Here is a 21,054-nt window from a genome sequence, read left to right on the forward strand (position 1 = left end):
CTATAATGAACCAATCTAAAATAATTGTTACGGGGATAGGCCCCGGTAGCGCTGAAGATATTACCCCCGCCACACTCCACGCCATCCAAAGCGCTGATGTAGTGGTGGGATATAAATACTATTTCCGTTTTGTCGAAGATTATATTACCGAAAACACAGTGTGCATCGATAGCGGAATGAAAAAAGAGCGTCAGCGTGCCTTGGAAGCTTATGAATATGCCCTGCAAGGGAAAACGGTATGTGTTATCAGTTCGGGAGACTCCGGTATATACGGCATGGCTCCGCTGATATTCGAAATGCAAAAAGAACTCAAAGCCGAACACATCACTATAGAGGTATTGCCGGGCATCAGTGCTTTCCAGAAAGCGGCTGCTCTACTGGGAGCCCCCATAGGACATGATACTTGTCTGATATCGCTATCGGATCTGATGACTCCGTGGCTCGTGATCGAAAAACGAATCAAAGCAGCTGCTACGGGTGACTTCGTGACGGCAATATACAATCCTAAGAGCAATGGGCGTTACTGGCAACTCTATCGTCTGCTGGAGATATTCGGTGCGGAGCGGAGCCCCAATACCCCCATAGGATACGTGCGTCAAGGCGGACGTGATGAGCAGGAAGTAACGCTGACTACACTGGCTGACTTTGATCCTGAAAAAGTGGATATGTTCACCGTGATTATTATCGGCAATTCACAGTCGTACATCCATAACAACAAGTTTATCACCCCAAGGGGATATTACAGAGATCAACAAACGGATCGCGAGAGCAAGGGCATTGGACAAGACATCATGATAGAAAGCTTCCGCACCATCGAAAGCGAGCTGAAAAACAAAGACATCCCTTTGGACAGAAAGTGGGCTCTTCTGCATGCAATCCACACTACAGCGGACTTTGAGATGGAGCAGATTATCAGCATGGACGACAAAGCAGTGGAGAACATGTACAATGCAATGATGGCTAAAAAATTCGACACCATAATCACCGACGTTACTATGGCTGCTTCAGGAATCAGGAAAGGAGCATTGGAGCGACTGGGCATGACGGTAAAATGCTACTTGCAAGATCCTCGTGTGGCAGAAATGGCAAAAACCAAAAACATCACACGCACACAGGCCGGCATCAGGTTAGCAGTAGAAGAGCATCCCAATGCCTTGTATGTTTTCGGCAATGCTCCTACCGCTCTTATGGAACTTTGCGACCTTATTATCAAAGGGAAAGCCGAGCCGTCAGGCATCATAGCTTCGCCCGTGGGCTTTGTGCATGTTCAGGAGTCCAAGCACATGGTCAAGCCTTTCAAACACATCCCCAAGATCATTGTAGAAGGGCGCAAAGGAGGAAGCAACCTTGCCGCCACTCTCGTAAACGCTATACTCTGCTATGACGATGCTGTGCATCTGAAACCCGGACGAGATCTATAAACACATTACAAAGAAAAAACAATGATGTGGAGCAACAACAAGAAATCTGAGGTAGAACAAAAATTCTATATCATAGGACTGACGGATAGCAATGCTCCGTACCTCATGCCTGAAGTACTGGAGCATATATCTCGAGGCACGGTATTCTCGGGAGGCCTTAGACATTATGAGATAGTCAAGGAGATATTGCCCATAGGGAGTAAATGGATCAATATCACAGTACCTTTGGACAAGGTATTCAAAGAATACGAAGGATACAACGAAGTGATTGTATTCGCTTCGGGAGATCCCCTCTTCTTCGGGTTTGCCAATACGGTGATCAACCGTCTCCCCCAAGCGGATGTCAAGGTGTACCCGGCCTTCAACTCGTTACAATTACTGGCTCAGGCTTGCAACATCGCTTATCAGGATATGAGGTGTGTATCGCTGACGGGCAGGCCGTGGCACGAGTTTGACAAAGCCCTTATCAATCAAGAAAAGGTGATAGGATTACTGACCGATAGAAATCATACTCCATCAACCATAGCACAAAGGATGCTCGACTACGGCTATACGGACTACGAGTTTATTGTGGGCGAACGTCTCGGCAACGAATCGGATCAGAAATGCACTTGGGGCGAGGTATCGGAGATGGTGAACATGACTTTCGAAATGCCCAACTGCATCATACTGAAACAAACGGCAAGGAAGCAAGAGTCTGTGGCTCTGGGAATACCCGATAACCAATTCATGCCGCTGGATGGCAGATTGAATATGATTACCAAGATGCCAATCCGACTAATAAGTCTCAGCAAAATGGATCTGCACCGTAAAAAAACGTTGTGGGACGTAGGCTTTTGTACAGGCTCGGTATCCATTGAGGCCAAGAGACTGTTTCCTCACTTGCACATAGAGGCGTTTGAGATCAGAGAATCAGGACTTGAACTCATGGAGGTCAACAGCAAACGATTTGGGTGTCCCGGGATCAATGCGCATATAGGAGATTTCCTGGATACCGATATCAGAGAACTCCCACCTCCCGATGCGGTATTCATAGGCGGGCATGGAGGCAAGTTGATAGAGATAGTCAAAAAACTAAAATCGGTGATGACAGATGAGGGTATTTTAGTATTTAATTCTGTGTCACAAGATAGTGCCACTCTGTTCCTCAAAGCTATAGACAAAGCAGGCATGAAGATCGAGGAGCAATCACGGGTGGCACTGGACGACTACAACCCCATCACGATATTCAAAGCCGTAAAGCAAACTAAATAGCATAGCACAAATGAATCATCATATAGGTATCATCACGATCTCGTCACAGGGGATCGGTATAGCGGAAGCTATACGAAGTGAGATCCATGAAGCAGAGATTTTCACCCTGCATAGCAATGAACGATATCCTAAGATTGAGGATATCAATTCTTTCTTCAAAGAATGCTTTGGCAATTATGATTGCTGGTGTTTTATTGGCGCTATGGGCATCTGTATCCGCAGCATTGCCCCTTTTGTTCAAGACAAACACTCTGATCCTGCAGTCATCAATATCGACTCCGGAGGCAAGTATGTAGTGTCGGTGCTGTCGGGACATGTGGGTGGTGCCAATAAACTATGTACCGACATCAGCCACATCATTGGTGCTCAGCCTGTAATCTCTACTCAAAGTGACAATAATGACCTTTGGGCATTGGACATGCTGGGCGACCTGTATGACTGGATGACCGTCTCTAATACAGAGAGCCTGAATAAACCTATCATAGAGTTTGTAAATGGTAAGAAGACAGCGGTACTCCTGGAGATAAGGGACAAAGGCACTGATTATCTCGAGCGCACAGCTCCCTCGCATGTACAACTGTTTTATGCAGCAGATCAAATCAATCCGGACAACTTTGACCTCATCATTACAGTTAGCCCACGGAGGCATGAATTTGGTATCACCACACTACAGTACATCCCTCGCGTACTCTCACTCGGGATCGGCTGTCGCAAAGCATGCAACCCTGATCACATCAAGGACTTTATCCTCACGGAAATAGAACGCAAGGGATTTCGCCGAGAAGCGATCAAGGATGTATCTACCATTGAGCTTAAAAAAGACGAGCCACTGATACATGATTTTGGCAAGGAATATCCCATCGTGATCTACCGGGCAGAAGATCTTGAGGATGTAGCTGTAAGTAATCCGTCACAAAAAGTGAAAGAAGTTACAGGCATCGCCGGCGTGAGTGAAAGCTGTGCCATCAAGAGTGCGCATGACGGCTATTTGATGATAGGGAAGCAAAAAGGTTGCTTCTCCAAAGGCAATGACTTTACCTTCGCATTGGCAATAGATAAGGACAAGCTCAGAGCAGGACATATAGAGATTGTAGGTGCAGGGCCCGGTGATCCCGATCTCATATCGGTGAGAGGAAGATATTTTCTCGAAAAAGCCGACCTGATCCTCTACGCCGGCAGTCTCGTTCCCAAGGAGCTTACCTTGTGTGCCAAAGATGGGGCTGTGGTCAGGAGTTCTGCGACGATGAATCTGGAAGAGCAGTTTGCTCTCATGAAAGAGTTTTATGACAAAGGCGCATTCATTGTGCGGCTACATACAGGAGACCCCTGTATCTATGGAGCTATACAGGAGCAGATGGCTTTTTTCGACGAATACGGTATGAGCTATCATATTACCCCGGGTATATCCTCCTTCCAAGCAGCTGCTGCAGCACTCAAATCGCAATTTACAATTCCCGAAAAGATACAAACCATCATCCTCACCCGTGGCGAAGGGCGCACCCCTATGCCCGAAAAAGAAAAATTACACATGCTGGCACGCTCACAAAGCACCATGTGTATATTCCTGAGTGCAGGTATTGTAGATGAAGTACAGAGCCAACTGCTGGAGCACTATCCGCCCACTACTCCCGTAGCGGCATGCTATCACCTGACGTGGAAAGACGAAAGGATCTATCGCGGAGAACTCAAAGACCTGGCAAAGATTGTGAAGGACAATAATCTTACCCTCACTACCATGCTGGTTGTAGGGGACTCCATTGACAATAGGAAAGGTTTGTCCAAGCTCTACTCCCATCAATTCAAGCACCTTTTCCGCCCATGATCTTAGTTTTCGGTGGAACCACGGAGGGGCGCTTGTGCATTGAAGTTCTGGAGGAGGCAGGTAAGGCGTTTTATTATGCCACCAAGGGGGCGTTGCAACAAGTCACATTCAAAAACGGTATCCCCCTTACGGGAGCCATGGATGTGCCCCGCATAGTAGAGTTTTGCACCTCGCACGGCATCCTACTTATCATTGATGCTGCACACCCCTTTGCCGAGAACCTTCACAGCAATATAGAGCAAGCATCGCTAAAGTTGAAGATACCTGTTGTGAGGATACAACGCAATTTTGACCTCAATGTCGATGGCATTTTCTGTGACGACTATAACGATGCGACACGTAAACTCAAATCTGCGGGAGTCAAAAAACTACTGGCGCTGACCGGGGTAAATACTATAGCCAAGCTCAAAGACTTCTGGACAGAGCACGAAACATACTTCAGGATTCTGGACAGAGATGAGTCCAACCGTATTGTGACAGATCATCACTTCCCGCAAGATCACATTCTTTACTTTGATTTTGAGAATCCTGATGACGAGAGCATTATGCACACTATACACCCCGATGCCGTCATTACAAAAGAAAGCGGTAGCTCAGGCTATTTCGAGGAAAAAGCTAAGATGTGTCAGCGATACCACACCCCCTTGTACATCATACGTCGCCCACGTACACCGAAATCTTTCGTATCTGTCGAGGGCAAGGTAGGCCTGAGAAAAGCGATAGAAAACCTGTGCCCCACATTTTTTCCCTTACGCAGTGGTTATACTACCGGCTCGTGTGCTACGGCTGCGACCAAGGCTGCTCTGGTGGCACTACTCACCGATGATATTCTGCAAGAGGTAAGCATCACGCTACCCCAAGGCGAACAGGTGATACTCCCCATAAGCAAAGTTGAACTGCATGAGCAATATGCGGAGGCCACAGTAATCAAAGACTCCGGAGACGACCCCGACATCACCAATGGCATCAGCATAGTATCACGGGTAGAGGTCAATAACGACTCGGACGATATAGTCATCGACGGAGGCGAGGGAGTAGGCAGAGTGACCCTCCCAGGCTTGGGTATAGAAGTCGGTGGACCTGCCATCAACACCACTCCCCGCAGTATGATCAGGCAAGCAGTGAGAGAGTGTTGCGAGTGCGGAGTACATGTCACCATATCGGTACCACAGGGATATGAGATAGGAAAGAAGACTTTCAACCCCAGACTCGGCATCGTAGATGGTATCTCCATCATCGGTACCAGTGGCGTGGTCAAGCCCTACTCTTCAGAAGCCTTTATCGCCTCCATAACCCGCCAAGTCTCCGTAGCCCAAGCTACCCTCTGTGATATGATCGTGATCAACTCAGGGGGCAAGAGTGAGAATTTCCTCAAAGCGATTTTCCCCGACAAGCCTGCTCAGATCTTTGTGCAATACGGCAACTTCATCGGAGAAACACTGCGTGAGGTGAATAACTCCACCTTCAAACAAGTGTACATGGGGATTATGATAGGTAAAGCCGTAAAGCTGGCGGAAGGAAACTTGGATACCCATAGCAAAAAGGTAGTCATGAACAAAAACTTCCTCTGCAGTGTGGCTCACGAAGTAAATGCCTTGGATGACCTACGCAGTATCATAGAAAACATCACGCTGGCAAGGGAGTTGCTTGACAAAGTGCCCTCCCGGCATGCTCACAACTTCTTCACAGCTATCCTGCGCCACTGTTACGAGACGTGCAAGCCCTGCATACCCCACAGCGACCTACAGATATTGCTCATAGAAGAGAGCGGCAAAGTAAACTATAAATATCCCATACTACATCATGCATAAATCTAACCTGTTTTTTATCTCTCTGGGGCCGGGCGATCCAGAACTCATAACGCTCAAATCCCTTAGGCAACTCGAACGATCGGACATGATATTCTGTCCCGGCACACACACGCTCAGCGGCACATTCCGCTCTCGATCCAAAGAAATACTGGATCAGCTGGGCATCGACGAGCGTAAAGTGATTGTATTCAACGTACCCATGTCCAAACAACGTGATGCCGCACACATTGCCTACAACGAAATCGCTTACAAGCTTATGGAGATATACCGCGAGCATAACGACAGCAAAATTATCTCCGTGGTAGCAGAGGGAGACTGTGGCTTTTACTCCTCCACACACTACATCAGTGAGATACTGATGCAAGAGGGTGTGGAAGTTAATCATATCGCAGGAGTACCTGCATTCTTGGCTTGTGCAGCTGCCGTAAATCTCCACATTACCAAGCAGGAAGAGACATTGGAGGTAGTACCCGGCATAGTCACCGAGGAGCAACTACTACATGATCTCAAAGAGAAAAAGACTATTGTGATCATGAAAGTTTCCCTCTCCGAGACGGTGCTCAAAGCATTTCTTACAGCACACCCTCAGTACTCCTACTCCTATTTCGAAAACGTGGGCTTGGACAATGAATACAGCACAACCAACAGTGCCGAGATACAGGCGCGTAAGATACCCTACTTCTCCATCATGATCATCAAAAATGAGGAGTAGACCGAGGTGTAATTAGGGGTTAATCTCAGAATTTTGCTATCCGCCTATGTGTGAAACTACATGTCATGCATAGGCGGATAGCAATTTATAGCTGACGAGGGGGGGATGCCGTCTCTCCAATACATAAGCATAACTCGCACATGAAGACCAAACCTTGATTTTGACAAAATGTCAAAATCAGCATCCGATATACAGAGGATAGGTTTTGTTGTAATAGATTGCAATACATTATTCTAAAAAAGTTGTCTAAGCCCATAATTCACCAAAAAAAAGTGATCGTTTAGTTAAAACATCACACTTATTTATACTGTGTATAAATAAGAAACAATATTTTGAAGCTCTTATCGCATCCGAAAATAGGGCTTAATAAACACATTGCTACCATAAGCGCCCGAAAATAAATATCTATAGTATGCATACTTCTATTATAATAAATCCTTAGAGTTAGGGTTGCATTAATCATCTCAAAACTCAATTATCTTCATTGGTATATGATGGGGTTGTCGACACTATATGATAAGTCAGTTGTCCGTATACATAAATCAATCGTCCGTATACTATAGGTCTAATGTCCGTATAGGATAAGTCAGCAAACCGTATAGGATGAATCAGCCGCCCCTCCATCATACGATAGCAGAGCAGTACACATGATTGAACGAAATATATGGAAGGAAGATAGAATGAAAAAGTCGATAAATGAGTTAAGATCGATAAATGCCTACGGATTGGCGGTGTCGATAGTGAAGGCGTACTGTATAAATACTAAGCGAAGTATTACATACGGGAAGATCCAATAAATGGAGCATAAGGGAATACACCGTGTTCTATATATTTAGTTGAGAAATTACTTGTCATAGTATGCTTATCTGCAGGCTCATTATTAATCAGGCTTAATGGGTGTATGGAATAAAAACGCCGAGAGTACAAGGACAAAGATACAACAACGGAAATCGGTTGTCAAGGACCTTTATTGTGATAGTATTGAAGCCACTGTGCCCAACAAGCGTGAATCAAAAAATACCGACAAAAAGTAACTTTTTGCTAAAATATCAAGCCTCTTACTTAAATTTAGTCAATGGGATTTACTCAATGATCTCGATGGTGGAGCCAAGCATAAGCAACCTTTAAAAACACAGTGTCCTATGCACATAACTGCATGATAAAACAATGATTAGTTGAATGAAACATAATAAGAAAAGCCGACTCATTGATCAAAATGAATTGGCTTTTGTGTAATATTACATCTGCTCTGATGAGCCGTGATGATTACTTATTCATGTATGCATCCAACATCCAGACAAGCTTTTCTTGCTCTCCGAGATATCCGATCATCAAATCTACAGTAACTTCATCAGAAGCCTCACCTGCAAGTTCTGCAATCTCGCGTTCTTTAGCGATGATAAGTTTGTAAGTCTCGAATACGTGTTGAAGACCCTCTGAGGGAGTAGTAATACCGCTGTACTCAGCCACCTCGCTAACTTTAAGGCTTTGGCTGTAGCGATTTTCGGGCACACCGCCGAGTTGTAAAATTCTCTCAGCTACTTCGTCTACTTTCTCTGATACACCATCGTACATTTCTTCATATTGTTTGTGCAAAACAAAGAATTGCTCGCCTCTGATGTGCCAGTGGAGACCACGCAGATTAGAATAAAAAATCTGGAAATCTGCCAATAATACAGCCAATTGATCTTTTACTTTCTTTACTTCTGATTCTTTCAAACCTGTTGTTGATAAAACACTCTTTTTCATAATTTTTATTCTTTTTATTGATTTATATAACAAAGGTACACTTTACATGAGCAACCTCCAACAGACATTCTCAATGATGCTATAGGTGTTTTCAATGCTTGGCAAGAGAGAATATAACTTCTAACCCGCCACCTGATTTTTGCTTGGCAGAGATCTCCCCGCCATGCATGATAACGGCATTCTTGACAATGGCCAATCCTAAGCCTGAACCCCCTTGTGCACGTCCACGCCCTTCATCGACTCTATAAAAGCGATCGAATAGTTTGTTCAAACTTTCGGCAGACACGCCCACACCATTGTCCGAGAAGGAGAAGAAGTAATATTTATCGTCCTCGGAATATTTATACATCTCTATATTTACGCCATCTCCCGCATAGCGAATGGAATTCTCTACCAAGTTTCTAAAAATAGCATAAACTAGGGACTCATTCCCTTGAATAGATACATCCGAGGGGATATGATTGTCTATAGTGATATTATGCTCCTGAAGTATCTGCTCAAGATCTTTTTTTACTTCGTCGAAAATTCCTGAGATATTGAGCGCAGTTTTGGGATAGTGCTGGCCGAATTCTTCCATTTTATTGATAAGTGAGACATCACTAATGAGATCCGACAGGCGTAGTAGCTGACTGTACGATCGCTGGAGGAAGTATTCTTTCTTGTCAGGTGCAAGATCAGGCTGTTGCAACATTGTCTCGATATACCCCCTGATAGAGCTTACGGGAGTGCGCAACTCATGTGCGATATTGCTGGTCATCTCATGCTTCAGGCGTCGTTCCTCCTCCAAACCAGTGATGTTACTCAAAATGATTTCAAAGCTATTGTCGGGAAATATCTGTGCTCTGATGCCATAGTGACTACCATTTTTATTGATCTTGTATTTGATGAAATTCTCTTTCCTTTCTTTCCCTTGCTTGAGGAAATCATCTATGGGCTTCAAATCCTCGGCATTGAGGATGCGCTCGTCAAGAATAAACGTAGGCTCGTCCGTAATGGCATTGAGTATCTGTATGAAATGGCTATTGGCATAAATAAATTTGCGCTCTTTGGAAAAGAAGGCTATACCCTCATTAGAGAAGGAGAAGTGCTGAATAAGTTTTTCGCGCTCTGTCTTGAAGCGCTTTGTACTCACATCCAGCATCTTATAAGTCTCTATTACTTCCCGACCTATCTCTCCGAGGTCGGTATTGGGGAACGTGATGCGCTCATAATCGCCTTGTTTCTGATTGGCAGAGGTAATAAACTGCTGCAACGACAAGATAGAACGGTGGAACCGGCGCTCAAAAATAACTAAGATCACAAAGGCAATGATAAACATACCGACCATGAAATAGAGAAAAACATTGTCAGGAGTCATAAGCCTCAGATCACGCTCATAAGGCATTGCCAAACGGACAAATCTATCATTATGGTACAATTTGCAGTAATAGAAAAAGTCCTTGTTCAGCGTTTTGGATTTACGGGAAGAAAAACCTTCGCCATCGATATTCGCTTTATGTACTTCAGGGCGTTTGAGATGATTTTCTATAGCTTGCCCGTCGGGGATACTATTGTCATAAAGCACAGTACCATCCTTGAGCATCACGGTGACACGCATGTAATCAGGCAGTATATGGGCTGCGGACGCGAGGTCTCGATCATTTGACGTGGACAAATAGCGGTATATCCCATCTGCATAATCCTGCATTTGCATATTGATCATCTCACGTTTGTAACGTGTCTCAGACCTACGCTGGAATAAGATGATGGCACTCCCCAAAAGTAGGATAATAATGGAAAAATAAGTAAAAAGCTTCGTGGTATAGGTTAGTCTTTTCATATGTAATTAATTATTCGTTTACAATGCTGTATCCGTATCCGGATCGATTGATAATATTGACATTACTATTGTCGATTTTTTTACGAAGGCGAGCGATGTGTACATCCACAGTACGCTCCATTACATAACAATCATCGGGCCATAGCCTATCAAGAATGTCAGAACGTGAGAACACCCTTTCCGGCTCGGAGGAAAGTAGCACCAAGATCTCAAACTCCTTTTTGGTAAGAGGGATATCGTGATTATTGATTGAAACTGTCTTAGATACTTTATCAATCATGAGCGAGCCTAAAACAATATGATCGGGATGTGACTTGGTAACATGCTGAACGGCGGATATGGAATCCATACGAGCCAACACTGCTTTGACACGGGCTTGCAGTTCTTTGATGGAAAAAGGTTTTGAAATATAATCATCCGCTCCGAGGCTAAAGCCCGTGAGCAAGTCGTTTTCCGTATCCTTGGCTGTGAGGAAGATTATGGGAGGGGGAACAAAGTCGGATTGCTTCTTGAGTATTTCCGCCATCTTAAATCCGGAAGTACCGGGCATCATGACATCAAGCAAGATCAGATCATAAGAAGAAATGTCATCCATGCCAAGGGCTGCATCAGCAGAATCAGTGGAAACTACTTTGTAGTCTTCACTCTCAAGGTTGAATGTGAGTATCTCTCTCAAATCCTCCTCGTCATCGACAATCAGAATCTTCTTAGGACTTTTCATTCTTTTGCTTTTTTAATTTTCCTATATGACTTACATTCTTGCCGTCAATGAGGTATATAGCTACCTCTGCTATATTGGTGGCATTATCTCCGATGCGTTCCACACTGTAAGACATACGGGATATTTCTATACAATCGCGTATGTCGTCAGGGGTAATCTGATATCCTTGTGAAAATAAAATATCAGGAATATCATGGATAATACTGCGGTGCTCTATATCTATGTTTTTGTCATTTTCAATGATTTTAGATGCAAGTTTGTCTTCTTCACAAGCGAAAGAAACTATTGCATTATTGACCATCCATTTGGTTTGATCTATCTGTACCAGTATCCTTTCCCTTAGATTGGACATCAATTTACCTTCTAAGTTAATTCTTTTTATCATTTTACTAAGCGAATATACCAAATCTCCTACTCTTTCCAAGTAAGCAGACATCTCGTAAAACGAAATTATCTTGCGCAAGTCAGTAGCCCGCGGAGAAAAAAGTACAATGCCATTGATGACTTCTTCTTTGATCTTCACCTCAAGCCCGTCGATGAGTGCTTCATTATCCTTCATCATGACAATGAGCTCTTCATCAAATGAGCTGTTGAGCATGCTTTGGGCAATATCAAATTGCTTGAATATCATTTTGGACAAAAGGTTGAAGTCTTCGCTTATCTTATCATAATGCTGTTGGACGGTAGCTAACATGATTCTTTTTCTGATTATAAAATGAAATAATATTTATCAATAGCCCATGGTCTATCCGAAATGTCCTGAAAGATAATCTTCAGTGCGACTATCGGACGGATTGGTAAACATCTTAGACGTGAGGTCATACTCAATCAGTTCGCCCAGATACATAAACATGGATCTGTCAGAAATACGAGAAGCCTGACTCATGTTGTGAGTGACTATGACGATGGCAATCTCTTTTTTGAGTTCCAGAATAAGCTCTTCTATCGTATTGGTAGCAATGGGGTCGAGTGCGGAGGTAGGCTCGTCCATGAGCAGTACTTGGGGCTTGAGAGCCAGTGCACGTGCAATGCACAATCGTTGCTGCTGACCACCAGAGAGAAAGGAGCCTTTCTTCTGCAACGTATCCTTGACTTCATTCCACAATCCCACATTTTTGAGTGATGTCTCTACGATCTCTTCTTTTTTCGCTTTGGAGAGCTTTATGCCATTGAGGAGATAACCAGCCAATACATTGTCGGCAATGCTCATGGTGGGGAAAGGATTGGGGCGTTGGAATACCATACCTGCCTTGCGCCTTACGGTCATGGCTTGCTCTTGCATGATGTCCACGTTGTTGAGAAGTAGCCTGCCTTTGACACTGATGCCATCATACAGCTCATGCATGCGATTGATAGCTCTGAGCAGGGTGCTCTTGCCACAGCCACTGGGACCCATGATAGCTGTGATTTCCTTATCGAACAGTTTGGCTGAAACGTTTTTGACAGCATATTTCTCAGGCGTGTAAGAAACGCATACGTCTTGTAGCTCAAGTATTACTGGGTTATTAGTGAGTGAGGTGTTACTTTCCATTTCTTTTAGTAGATGCTCCATTTAGCAGATAGTTTTTTTGCCAAAATGTTAAAAAATAAAACAACAAACAGCAGGAATAGTGACGAACTCCAGATCATATCTTGGAGATTGGGATCGTTGTAAAACTCCCAGATAAGCAGGGGAACGGCACTGGAAGGCCTATCGATGTTCCAATTGATAATACCGCTACCCAAAGCTGTCATCATCAAGGGAGCCGTCTCGCCTATGATACGTGAGATCGAAAGCAAGATACCGGTAAGTAGCCCCGACATGGCCGAAGGCACTATAATCTTGAGCACGGCCGCTCTGTATGGACAGCCCAGTGCCAGAGCCGACTCTTTCAAGGTCGAAGGTAAGCGGAGTACAGTCTCTTCCGTAGAGCGAATAATCAACGGTAACATCATAATGGACAATGCCAATGCCCCTGCCAAAGCAGAATATCCCCCCATAGGCACTACAAACCAGGCATAAACAATGATACCTATAACGATACTAGGACTGCCCTGAAGCAGGTCGGTAAAAAAGCGTATTGTCTTAGCAATATGCGCATCTTTATTCTCGGATAAGTAGATGCCTCCCATAATACCCGTAGGTATGGCAATACATGAGGCTATAAATACCATAAGCAATGTACCAACTATACCGTTGGCAATACCGCCCGGTAATACCGTTTCTGTAGCTTTTGCCAACAAGGCATCCAGCCCGGAGGGAGATTTCTCCACAAAAAAAGATAGGTTGATCTGTTTATAGCCTTTGTAAAAGATAGTGCCGATGATCATAAAAAGCGGCAATACAGTGAGGATAGTAAAGGCGATCACTACCCCTTTGGCTATTTTATCTTTGGTTCGTCTAAGACTTATATTTGTGGTCATCGTGTTTTCTTCATTATATATTTCGCTACAGCATTGATCACCGCTGTAATGAGGAAGAGCACCAGTGCTATGGCTATCAGAGAGCTTAGTTTGAGGCCGTCAGCCTCACCAAACTGATTGGCTATCAAACTCGCCATACTATTGCCTGTATCGGCAAGGCTTTGGGGTATCTGATTGGTATTGCCAATGAGCATAGTCACGGCCATAGTCTCGCCCAAAGCTCGCCCCAGAGCAAGGATATATGCAGCGAAGATACCGGTCTTTGAATTGGGGAAAATAACCGATCTGATCACTTCCCACCGAGTAGCACCGAGACTGTATGCCGACTCTTTGAGGCCCGAAGGTGTCATAGCGATGAACTGTGAACTCAAAGATGAAGCATAAGGTATGATCATAATGGATAATATGAGTGATGCAGTAACGATACCAAACCCCTGCTCATTGATACCCAATGAAATAATAAGAGGTCTGAAAGCATAGAATCCCCATAAGCCATAGACAATCGATGGTATCCCCGCAAGTAAATCCGTGAGTGAGCTCACGATGTTTGCGACTTTGGTACCTCTGAAATACTCTCCCGTAAATAAAGCTACGGGCAGAGAAAAAGGGATACAGATAACAAGAGCCAGTAAGGACGTCACCAATGTACCCACGATAAAAGGCAAAGCTCCGTAACTCTCTGCACCGGGAGAAGGATTCCACTCTGATGAGCTGATAAATCCCCAGAAACCAAATGTGCGAAAAGCTTCACGACTGTCTTTGACCAAACTCACAGCCATAGCTATACAGACTAGCAGGACTATAAGCCCGGACACAAGAAGCAGAGCTCTGAATATCCTATCTTTGAAAATACTAAGTCTGATATGGCGGTTGTTCAATGATGAATGAATAGAGTAATTATGCCCCATTAGAAAAGTTTTTTTGATTGAAAAAACAACGTGCGTATATGTCTCAAGAGACATTGGTCATAACTCCCGATAACATATACGCTCCTCATTCTAAAAACTAAACTTATTTCTTGTCTTTGTTTTCCGCGACATCACCGAGAGCCTTACCGTTGTATGTAACGGTATTGAGTTGTCGGAGCGCCAGTTCAATAATATTCTGCGGCAGGGGTGCATAATGCACTTTGGGAGTCAGTTCCTGAGCTTTACTTCCCAGAATCCACTTGAGCATGTCCACAGTAGCGTGGGCTTTATCTATGGATCTGTTTTTATAGTTTTGATCTTTGTAGATAAGTATCCATGTGAGGCAGCTGATAGGATATGCCTCGGCTCCGTCAGCATCCGTGATCATGGTGCGGGTGTCTTCTGGGATATTGCCCGTGGCTGATGCCGATATACTCTCGATAGATGGGCTGATAAAATTACCCGCTTTGTTCATCACTTTGGCAGAAGGTATATTCAACGAGAAGCTATACTCACTACCGACATAACCTATGGCTCCGGGCGTTTGGGCTATCACACCTGCCACTCCGGGGTTGCCTTTGCCGGCAATTCCTACACTCCACTTGAGTGACTTTGCAGCACCCATCTTGTCTTTCCATGGGGCATAAGCTTTGGAGAGGTAATCACTAAATATATAAGTAGTACCACTGCCATCAGAGCGATATACCGGAGTGATGGCTTTGTCGGGCAGATTGACTCCGGGGTTGATGCTCTTGATAGCACTATCATTCCATTTCTTGATCTCACCCAAATATATTTTTGATATCACCTCCGCTGTCAGTTTGAGATCTTGCACACCATCGAGGTTATATGCAAGTACCACAGCACCCATACAGGTAGGAATATGTATTACGGGTTTCATAGCTGTGGCTTCGTCGTCTTTGAGAAAAGCATCACTGGCTGCGAAGTCCACAATCTCGTCCTTGAGGCTTCTGATACCGCCACCACTGCCGATAGCTCCATAGTTTACTGTAGGTCCGCCTTGTTCCTGATAAGTTTTGAAAGCTAATGTGTAGAATGGTAAAGGAAAGGTAGCACCGGCACCATCAAGTTGACTGGTACCCTTATTTTCTTTTTTGCCGCCTGCACACCCCATCAGGAGTAAAGCAACTGTAATAATAGAAATTACTTTTTTCATTCTCTTTCTTATAATCAAATGTAACGGTTAAAAATCCGATACAAGATTACTTTATTTTTGTTACGAGATGGTTACATTATCTCGAATCACACAAATTATTGTGTTTTTATCTTGAAAAAATGAAAATTTCATCTACAAAAGCATAATGATTGCGGTTAATTCCACACATAAATGGATATTTAGATGTCCGACACAAAAATCACGAACTTAAAAACAGCCCACAACAATCGACAACTTACAATCATGGTATGCTCAATTATATTTTTCATGAAAATTAAACGCTCTTTTACGGAAAAACAAAAACTCCCGAATTACAATGTAATCCGAGAGTTTCTATCTATTTCTTCAAAGTGGTACCACCAGGAATCGAACCGGGGACACAAGGATTTTCAGTCCTTTGCTCTACCAACTGAGCTATGGTACCAAACCATTTATCAAGAGCAATTCGTTGTTCTTAACGGGTGCAAATATAGAGCAGATAATCGACATATGCAAGGATTATACACAAAAACATCACTTCCCTATTGCATCTTAAACAACAGACATCAACAATACACACTGTGAATAAAACAATTAGTAACCCTAATAAAAATTACAAAAGAATGATGGTTACAATAATTTCTCATGTACTTTTCAGTTCTAAGCTCTATTTAGAAGGGTTATTTGGATAAATGAATAGCGTATGGAAACAATCATATATATGTTTGTTCTGAGACATAAATAAATATTTATAAAATAGTGATTAATCATTATATTTGTATTGAAATTTGGTAATCAGCTCCAAGGAGCTTAAAAAGATTGATAATTATGACTATTGACCAATTTAATTTTGCCGGTAAAAGAGCATTTGTACGCGTTGACTTCAATGTACCTTTGGATGAGAAGTTCAACATCACCGATGATACTCGCATCCGTGCCGCACTGCCTACACTCAAAAAAGTACTCAATGACGGGGGCATGCTCATCATCGGTTCGCATTTAGGTCGTCCCAAGAAAGCAGAAGACAAGTTCTCCCTTCGTCACATCCTTAATCATGTATCAGAGCTTCTGGGTAGTGAAGTAAAATTTGCTGATGACTGTGTGAGTGAAGAAGCTGCTGAAATGGCTAAAAACCTAAAGCCCGGAGAGGCTCTGCTTCTTGAAAACCTCCGCTTCTACGCTGAAGAAGAAGGCAAACCTCGCGGATTGGCTGAGGATGCGTCAGACGACGAGAAAGCCGCCGCTAAAAAATCAGTAAAGGAAAGTCAAAAAGAATTTACCAAGAAACTTGCGGCCATGGCAGATTGCTATGTCAATGATGCTTTCGGCACAGCACACCGTGCACACGCCTCTACAGCTCTTATCGCAGAGTACTTCGACAAAGATCACAAGATGTTTGGCTATCTGATGGAAAAAGAGGTAAAAGCTGTAGAAAAAGTGATGAATGACATCAATCGTCCGTTCACAGCTATCATGGGAGGATCTAAGGTGTCTTCAAAGATCGAAATCATCGAAAACCTTCTCAACAAGGTAGACAATCTTATCCTTACCGGAGCTATGACCTATACTTTTGCCAAGGCTGATGGAGGTAAGATAGGATCTTCTCTTTGCGAAGATGACAAATTGGATCTTGCCAGAGAGATTGTAAAACAAGCCAAAGAAAAAGGTGTAAACCTTGTGCTCTCTGAAGATGCTTTGTGTGGAGATAAGTTCAGCAATGATGCCAATACTCAAGTTTGCGACGACAAGAATATCCCCGACGGATGGTCCGGTATGGATATAGGTCCTAAGAGCATTGAAAAATTCAAAGAAGTTATCAAAAACTCCAAGACTATCCTTTGGAATGGTCCTACAGGAGTATTCGAATTTGACAACTTCAGCCAAGGCTCACGTGCAGTAGGCAAAGCTATAGCAGAAGCAACTGCCAACGGAGCATTCTCACTCGTAGGCGGAGGCGACAGTGTTGCCTGCGTAAACAAATTCGGACTTGCCGATAAAGTATCCTATGTATCTACAGGTGGTGGTGCTCTGCTCGAAGCCATCGAAGGCAAAGTACTTCCCGGCATTGCTGCCATAGAGAAGTAATTATCCGCAAAGGATATGTAGCTAAAGCTGAAGGAGGGGAATGTTTTTCATTCTCCTCCTTGTTTCATTTTAGGCGCATATATATAAAAGGCCCAATATCCGCCCTCTTACATTGGACTTATTGCGGTTGTTTATTTGAGACTGTTGCAAAAGTCAACAGTCTCATGGATTTTGGAGGCAAAGCCGACAAAAGACACTTTGACCGGGCAGAGAAGGTAAAGTGCAAGGCGCTAAGAGTGAGTGCACAGGGAGCTTACTTCAGGTAAATGACCAAGTGCGAATCTCGCAAGCAACGAAGCAATTTGCCTGCTATGCAACGGTCTCCATTTATCTGTTTAACCATCATAACCCGATAAGCCCAACACGCTACTGCAATAGAAAGCATACAAAAAAAGAGAACCTAATTGCTTAGATTCTCTTTTGATAGTTGCGGAGGCAAGACTCGAACTTACGACCTTTGGGTTATGAGCCCAACGAGCTACCACTGCTCCACTCCGCGATATTTTTTGACACTGCAAAGGTACAACTTTTTTATTAACTTCCAAATTTATTTCAATAATAATTTAAAGAAAAGAGCCTTTGTATACATTGAGAAGTATATAACAGCGTGGTTATAGGTCTAATAGTATAACAAGAAAAAATCACAAAGGATCAACATCAAAATAAATTCTCACTTTTCTGGTCGTAGCATTATTGTCATATAAATACTCTTTGCAAGTCAATAAAAGCTTTCGTTCTTCTTCAAACATCACATCCAGAGGCCTACGCAGCATAATATGCCGTATATACTGCAAGTCTATTTTGGATACCGATGGTTTCTGAGGAGGTAAGATATATATATCTGCCTTTTTGTTCTTTTCCAATAAAGCATAATACTCCTGAGCTGCCTCCTCAATGATGTCTTCATCATAGCATTTCATGATCACGATGGTCATACGCACAAAGGGAGGGAACATCAGCAATTTGCGCTCGGCGAGTTGCTCTTTGATAAAATCACTGTAGTTGCCCTTGCTCAGCCACTGAATAAAGGGATTGGATGGATCTGCTGTCTGGATAAGTATCTTCACCGGACGATTCCCTTGGTCTCCTGCAAAAAAAGAACGCAATATCAACTGATACAATAGCTGATAAGCCCTCTCATAGGATCTGAAATCGGGGAATCCTAAGATGGATTCGAGTTGCGGTACGGCTATAAGCCCCACATCATCCCAGACAGGCTGTCCCTTGATCATTTGGGTTCCCACATAAATATCCACATCGCCACGAGCTATTTTTTCATGAGCTTCCTGCGCCTTGCGCGAGCTTTGGAGAATATCACTATCCAGCCTCACAATAGATGCTTCCGGAAATAAGGTCTGTATCTCATCCTCTACCCGCTCTGATCCGTAACCGGCATAATGAAAAAGCTCTACATTGCTTCTCATTTCAGAGGCATGCACACCACATGAGGGGCACACCTGGGGTACCGTATCTGTAAATCCGCAATAGCGACAAGCCAATACCTTCTTATTTCGATAATAGGTAAGGCTCACATCACAGTGGGGGCAACGTACTCTGCTCCCACAATTGTTACAAATAATATATGGTGCATAGCCTCGTCTATTCTGTAAGATCATAACACGCTTGTCCAGCATCAGCATACGATTGATTTCGTGCTTTAGCTCCGGCGTAACCAAGCTGTCACGGGGCATCGTTTTCCGATCGCGGGCTTCAGTAATATTCACCGTTTGTATCATTACGCTCTCGTCACGAGTGGGATTGAGATCCTGAATATTATCCTGATGGTAACAATTGATTATCTCATATTTACCCCGCAGTACATTGAAAAGAGTTTCGGCCGATGGCGTTTCCGAAGTAAGTAATACATCACAACCTCTTTGTTTGGCCAGCCACAATGCCACATCACGTGCATGAAAGCGAGGAGCCGGATTTTGCTGTTTATAGAGATATTCGTGCTCCTCGTCCACAATGATCAGTCCCACGTTCTTCATAGGGACAAACACAGCGGCACGCATACCGAGTACCACACAAGGCTCGCTACTCCGACTCAAGTGGCGGAAGAGTTCCACCTTTACAGCATCTGACGTGGAGGAATTATAATAAAATAGCTTGCCTCCCGATGCTTTTTCCACTTGCTCAATGAAATGATGTGACGAAGGCAGATTATAGGCCGAGGGGGTAAGGAACAATACTTGCTTGCCGGATGCTATGACACGAGAGATATGCTCCACAACAAAACGCTCCTTATCATGCGGGTTATAAGCATAGTAGACCGTTACACCGTGTGATAGTTCTTTAGGATGAGTAATAGGGGCATTGTTACCAAGTGACGATGGTAGAGGTTTCTGCCCTGCTTCACTAATAATACGGCTTACCTCGAGCTCTTCTTTGATCAAAACTCCTTTCTTACACAAAGCATCTATAGCAGACTGGGCATTGGGTACTCTGCCACTGAGCAGATAGCGAGGGATACGGGTAGACAAAGGTAACTGCACAGACTCACAATAGTCGATCATAGCCTCTACCACCTCCCTTTGTTTCACAGCTCTACCCAAAGAATCAAGTAGCAAGCACAGCGCTTCCTCATCAGTGGCATAGGATGGATGTAATGAGATAAAAATACGCTTGCGAGGTGTGTAACGTGAAAGGACTTGCTCCTGTAGGCAGATAGCACCCAACTCTATAAGGCGATTGAATGACGTCACAGCAGATTTCCCCACAAGCTTCTGCAAAGTAGCCATATTAAGCTCTTTACCTTTGGCATCATCCAATAGATCCAGTATTCGCTGATCTGTGGTTTCCAAGACAGAATCCGCCTCGAAAGATGTATTTAGCTTCACTATCGTTTTGCTTTCGGGCAGCAGACCGGCAGGCAGAGCAGCGTGCATTACTTCACCCACGGAGCAGGCATAATAGGAAGACACCCAGTACCAAAGATCAATATCATCCTGATTCACGATGCACTGATCAGGTGTATCCGGAACATCATCAATATTCTTGAGCTTAGCATCCGTTATGCCCATAGGCAAAGCATCAGATAAAGAAACAACGATGCCGGTATAAAAGCGTTTAGTCCCAAAGGGAACAATAACACGCTTTCCTACCGACACCATATCTTCGAGAAAGAAGGGGATACGATAATGAAATGTGCCGTTTACGGCCAATGGTAATATGACCTCGGCATACTTCATGC

The 21,054-nt window shown here is 43.8% G+C and carries 15 protein-coding genes and 2 tRNA genes; 6 read left to right on the plus strand and 11 right to left on the minus strand.

Translation table 11 applies throughout. The features are described 5' to 3' along the window. Positions 1-5 precede the first annotated feature (5 nt). The 5 genes from cobJ to VYJ22_RS09780 are packed head-to-tail and all read left to right on the plus strand — an operon-like array spanning position 6 to position 7,020. A complete protein-coding gene (gene cobJ, locus VYJ22_RS09760; RefSeq protein WP_329903835.1) occupies positions 6-1,421 on the plus strand; it encodes a precorrin-3B C(17)-methyltransferase in 1,416 nt (471 codons plus the stop codon). 21 nt (positions 1,422-1,442) lie between these two features. Further along, on the plus strand, positions 1,443-2,675 hold the full coding sequence (cbiE, locus tag VYJ22_RS09765; protein WP_329903836.1) for a precorrin-6y C5,15-methyltransferase (decarboxylating) subunit CbiE: 1,233 nt from the start codon (positions 1,443-1,445) through the stop codon (positions 2,673-2,675). Positions 2,676-2,685: 10 nt separating this feature from the next. Next, positions 2,686-4,497: a precorrin-4 C(11)-methyltransferase gene (cobM, locus tag VYJ22_RS09770; protein WP_329903837.1), complete on the plus strand. Its 1,812-nt coding sequence runs from the start codon at positions 2,686-2,688 to the stop codon at positions 4,495-4,497. Further along, positions 4,494-6,308, plus strand: a complete 1,815-nt coding sequence (gene cbiD / locus VYJ22_RS09775; protein WP_329903838.1) for a cobalt-precorrin-5B (C(1))-methyltransferase CbiD — start codon at positions 4,494-4,496, stop codon at positions 6,306-6,308. Before cobM ends, cbiD begins: the two co-directional genes overlap by 4 nt. Further along, entirely contained in the window at positions 6,301-7,020 is a 720-nt protein-coding gene (locus tag VYJ22_RS09780) for a precorrin-2 C(20)-methyltransferase (RefSeq protein ID WP_329903839.1), read from the plus strand. Before cbiD ends, VYJ22_RS09780 begins: the two co-directional genes overlap by 8 nt. Positions 7,021-8,286: 1,266 nt before the next feature. Here VYJ22_RS09780 and VYJ22_RS09785 read toward each other — a convergent pair. From VYJ22_RS09785 to VYJ22_RS09825, 9 genes are all read right to left on the minus strand, one after another. Further along, positions 8,287-8,769, minus strand: a complete 483-nt coding sequence (locus tag VYJ22_RS09785; RefSeq protein ID WP_329903840.1) for a Dps family protein — start codon at positions 8,767-8,769, stop codon at positions 8,287-8,289. A 91-nt stretch (positions 8,770-8,860) separates the two neighbouring features. Continuing rightward, positions 8,861-10,588, minus strand: coding sequence for a sensor histidine kinase (locus VYJ22_RS09790; protein WP_329903841.1), 1,728 nt, complete (start codon positions 10,586-10,588; stop codon positions 8,861-8,863). 10 nt (positions 10,589-10,598) lie between these two features. Further along, entirely contained in the window at positions 10,599-11,309 is a 711-nt protein-coding gene (locus VYJ22_RS09795; protein WP_329903842.1) for a response regulator transcription factor, read from the minus strand. Next, positions 11,296-12,003, minus strand: a complete 708-nt coding sequence (locus tag VYJ22_RS09800) for a phosphate signaling complex PhoU family protein (RefSeq protein ID WP_329903843.1) — start codon at positions 12,001-12,003, stop codon at positions 11,296-11,298. Before VYJ22_RS09800 ends, VYJ22_RS09795 begins: the two co-directional genes overlap by 14 nt. A gap of 51 nt (positions 12,004-12,054) precedes the next feature. After that, positions 12,055-12,861, minus strand: a complete 807-nt coding sequence (locus tag VYJ22_RS09805; protein ID WP_329903844.1) for a phosphate ABC transporter ATP-binding protein — start codon at positions 12,859-12,861, stop codon at positions 12,055-12,057. Beyond that, the gene (pstA, locus tag VYJ22_RS09810; protein WP_329903845.1) at positions 12,846-13,712 is read right to left on the minus strand and encodes a phosphate ABC transporter permease PstA; all 867 of its coding nucleotides are present in this window, start codon (positions 13,710-13,712) and stop codon (positions 12,846-12,848) included. The genes VYJ22_RS09805 and pstA overlap by 16 nt, the downstream gene beginning before the upstream one ends. After that, complete coding sequence (gene pstC, locus VYJ22_RS09815; RefSeq protein WP_329903847.1) at positions 13,709-14,620, minus strand: phosphate ABC transporter permease subunit PstC; 912 nt, start codon at positions 14,618-14,620, stop codon at positions 13,709-13,711. Before pstC ends, pstA begins: the two co-directional genes overlap by 4 nt. Positions 14,621-14,723: 103 nt before the next feature. Next, positions 14,724-15,797, minus strand: a complete 1,074-nt coding sequence (pstS, locus tag VYJ22_RS09820) for a phosphate ABC transporter substrate-binding protein PstS (RefSeq protein ID WP_329903849.1) — start codon at positions 15,795-15,797, stop codon at positions 14,724-14,726. 351 nt (positions 15,798-16,148) lie between these two features. Next, positions 16,149-16,221, minus strand: a tRNA-Phe gene (locus VYJ22_RS09825). Between the two features lie 383 nt (positions 16,222-16,604). On the opposite strand from VYJ22_RS09825, the gene VYJ22_RS09830 reads away from it, so the two are divergent. After that, positions 16,605-17,861 carry a phosphoglycerate kinase gene (locus VYJ22_RS09830; RefSeq protein ID WP_329903850.1) on the plus strand — a complete coding sequence of 419 codons (1,257 nt, stop codon included), beginning with the start codon at positions 16,605-16,607 and terminating at the stop codon, positions 17,859-17,861. A 427-nt stretch (positions 17,862-18,288) separates the two neighbouring features. Here the strand turns inward: VYJ22_RS09830 and VYJ22_RS09835 are convergent. Further along, positions 18,289-18,360, minus strand: a tRNA-Met gene (locus VYJ22_RS09835). Positions 18,361-18,502: 142 nt separating this feature from the next. Next, on the minus strand, positions 18,503-21,052 hold the full coding sequence (priA, locus tag VYJ22_RS09840) for a replication restart helicase PriA (protein ID WP_329903851.1): 2,550 nt from the start codon (positions 21,050-21,052) through the stop codon (positions 18,503-18,505). Positions 21,053-21,054: the final 2 nt, after the last annotated feature.

The organism is Porphyromonas pogonae, from assembly GCF_036320655.1.
GTDB lineage: Bacteria > Bacteroidota > Bacteroidia > Bacteroidales > Porphyromonadaceae > Porphyromonas > Porphyromonas pogonae.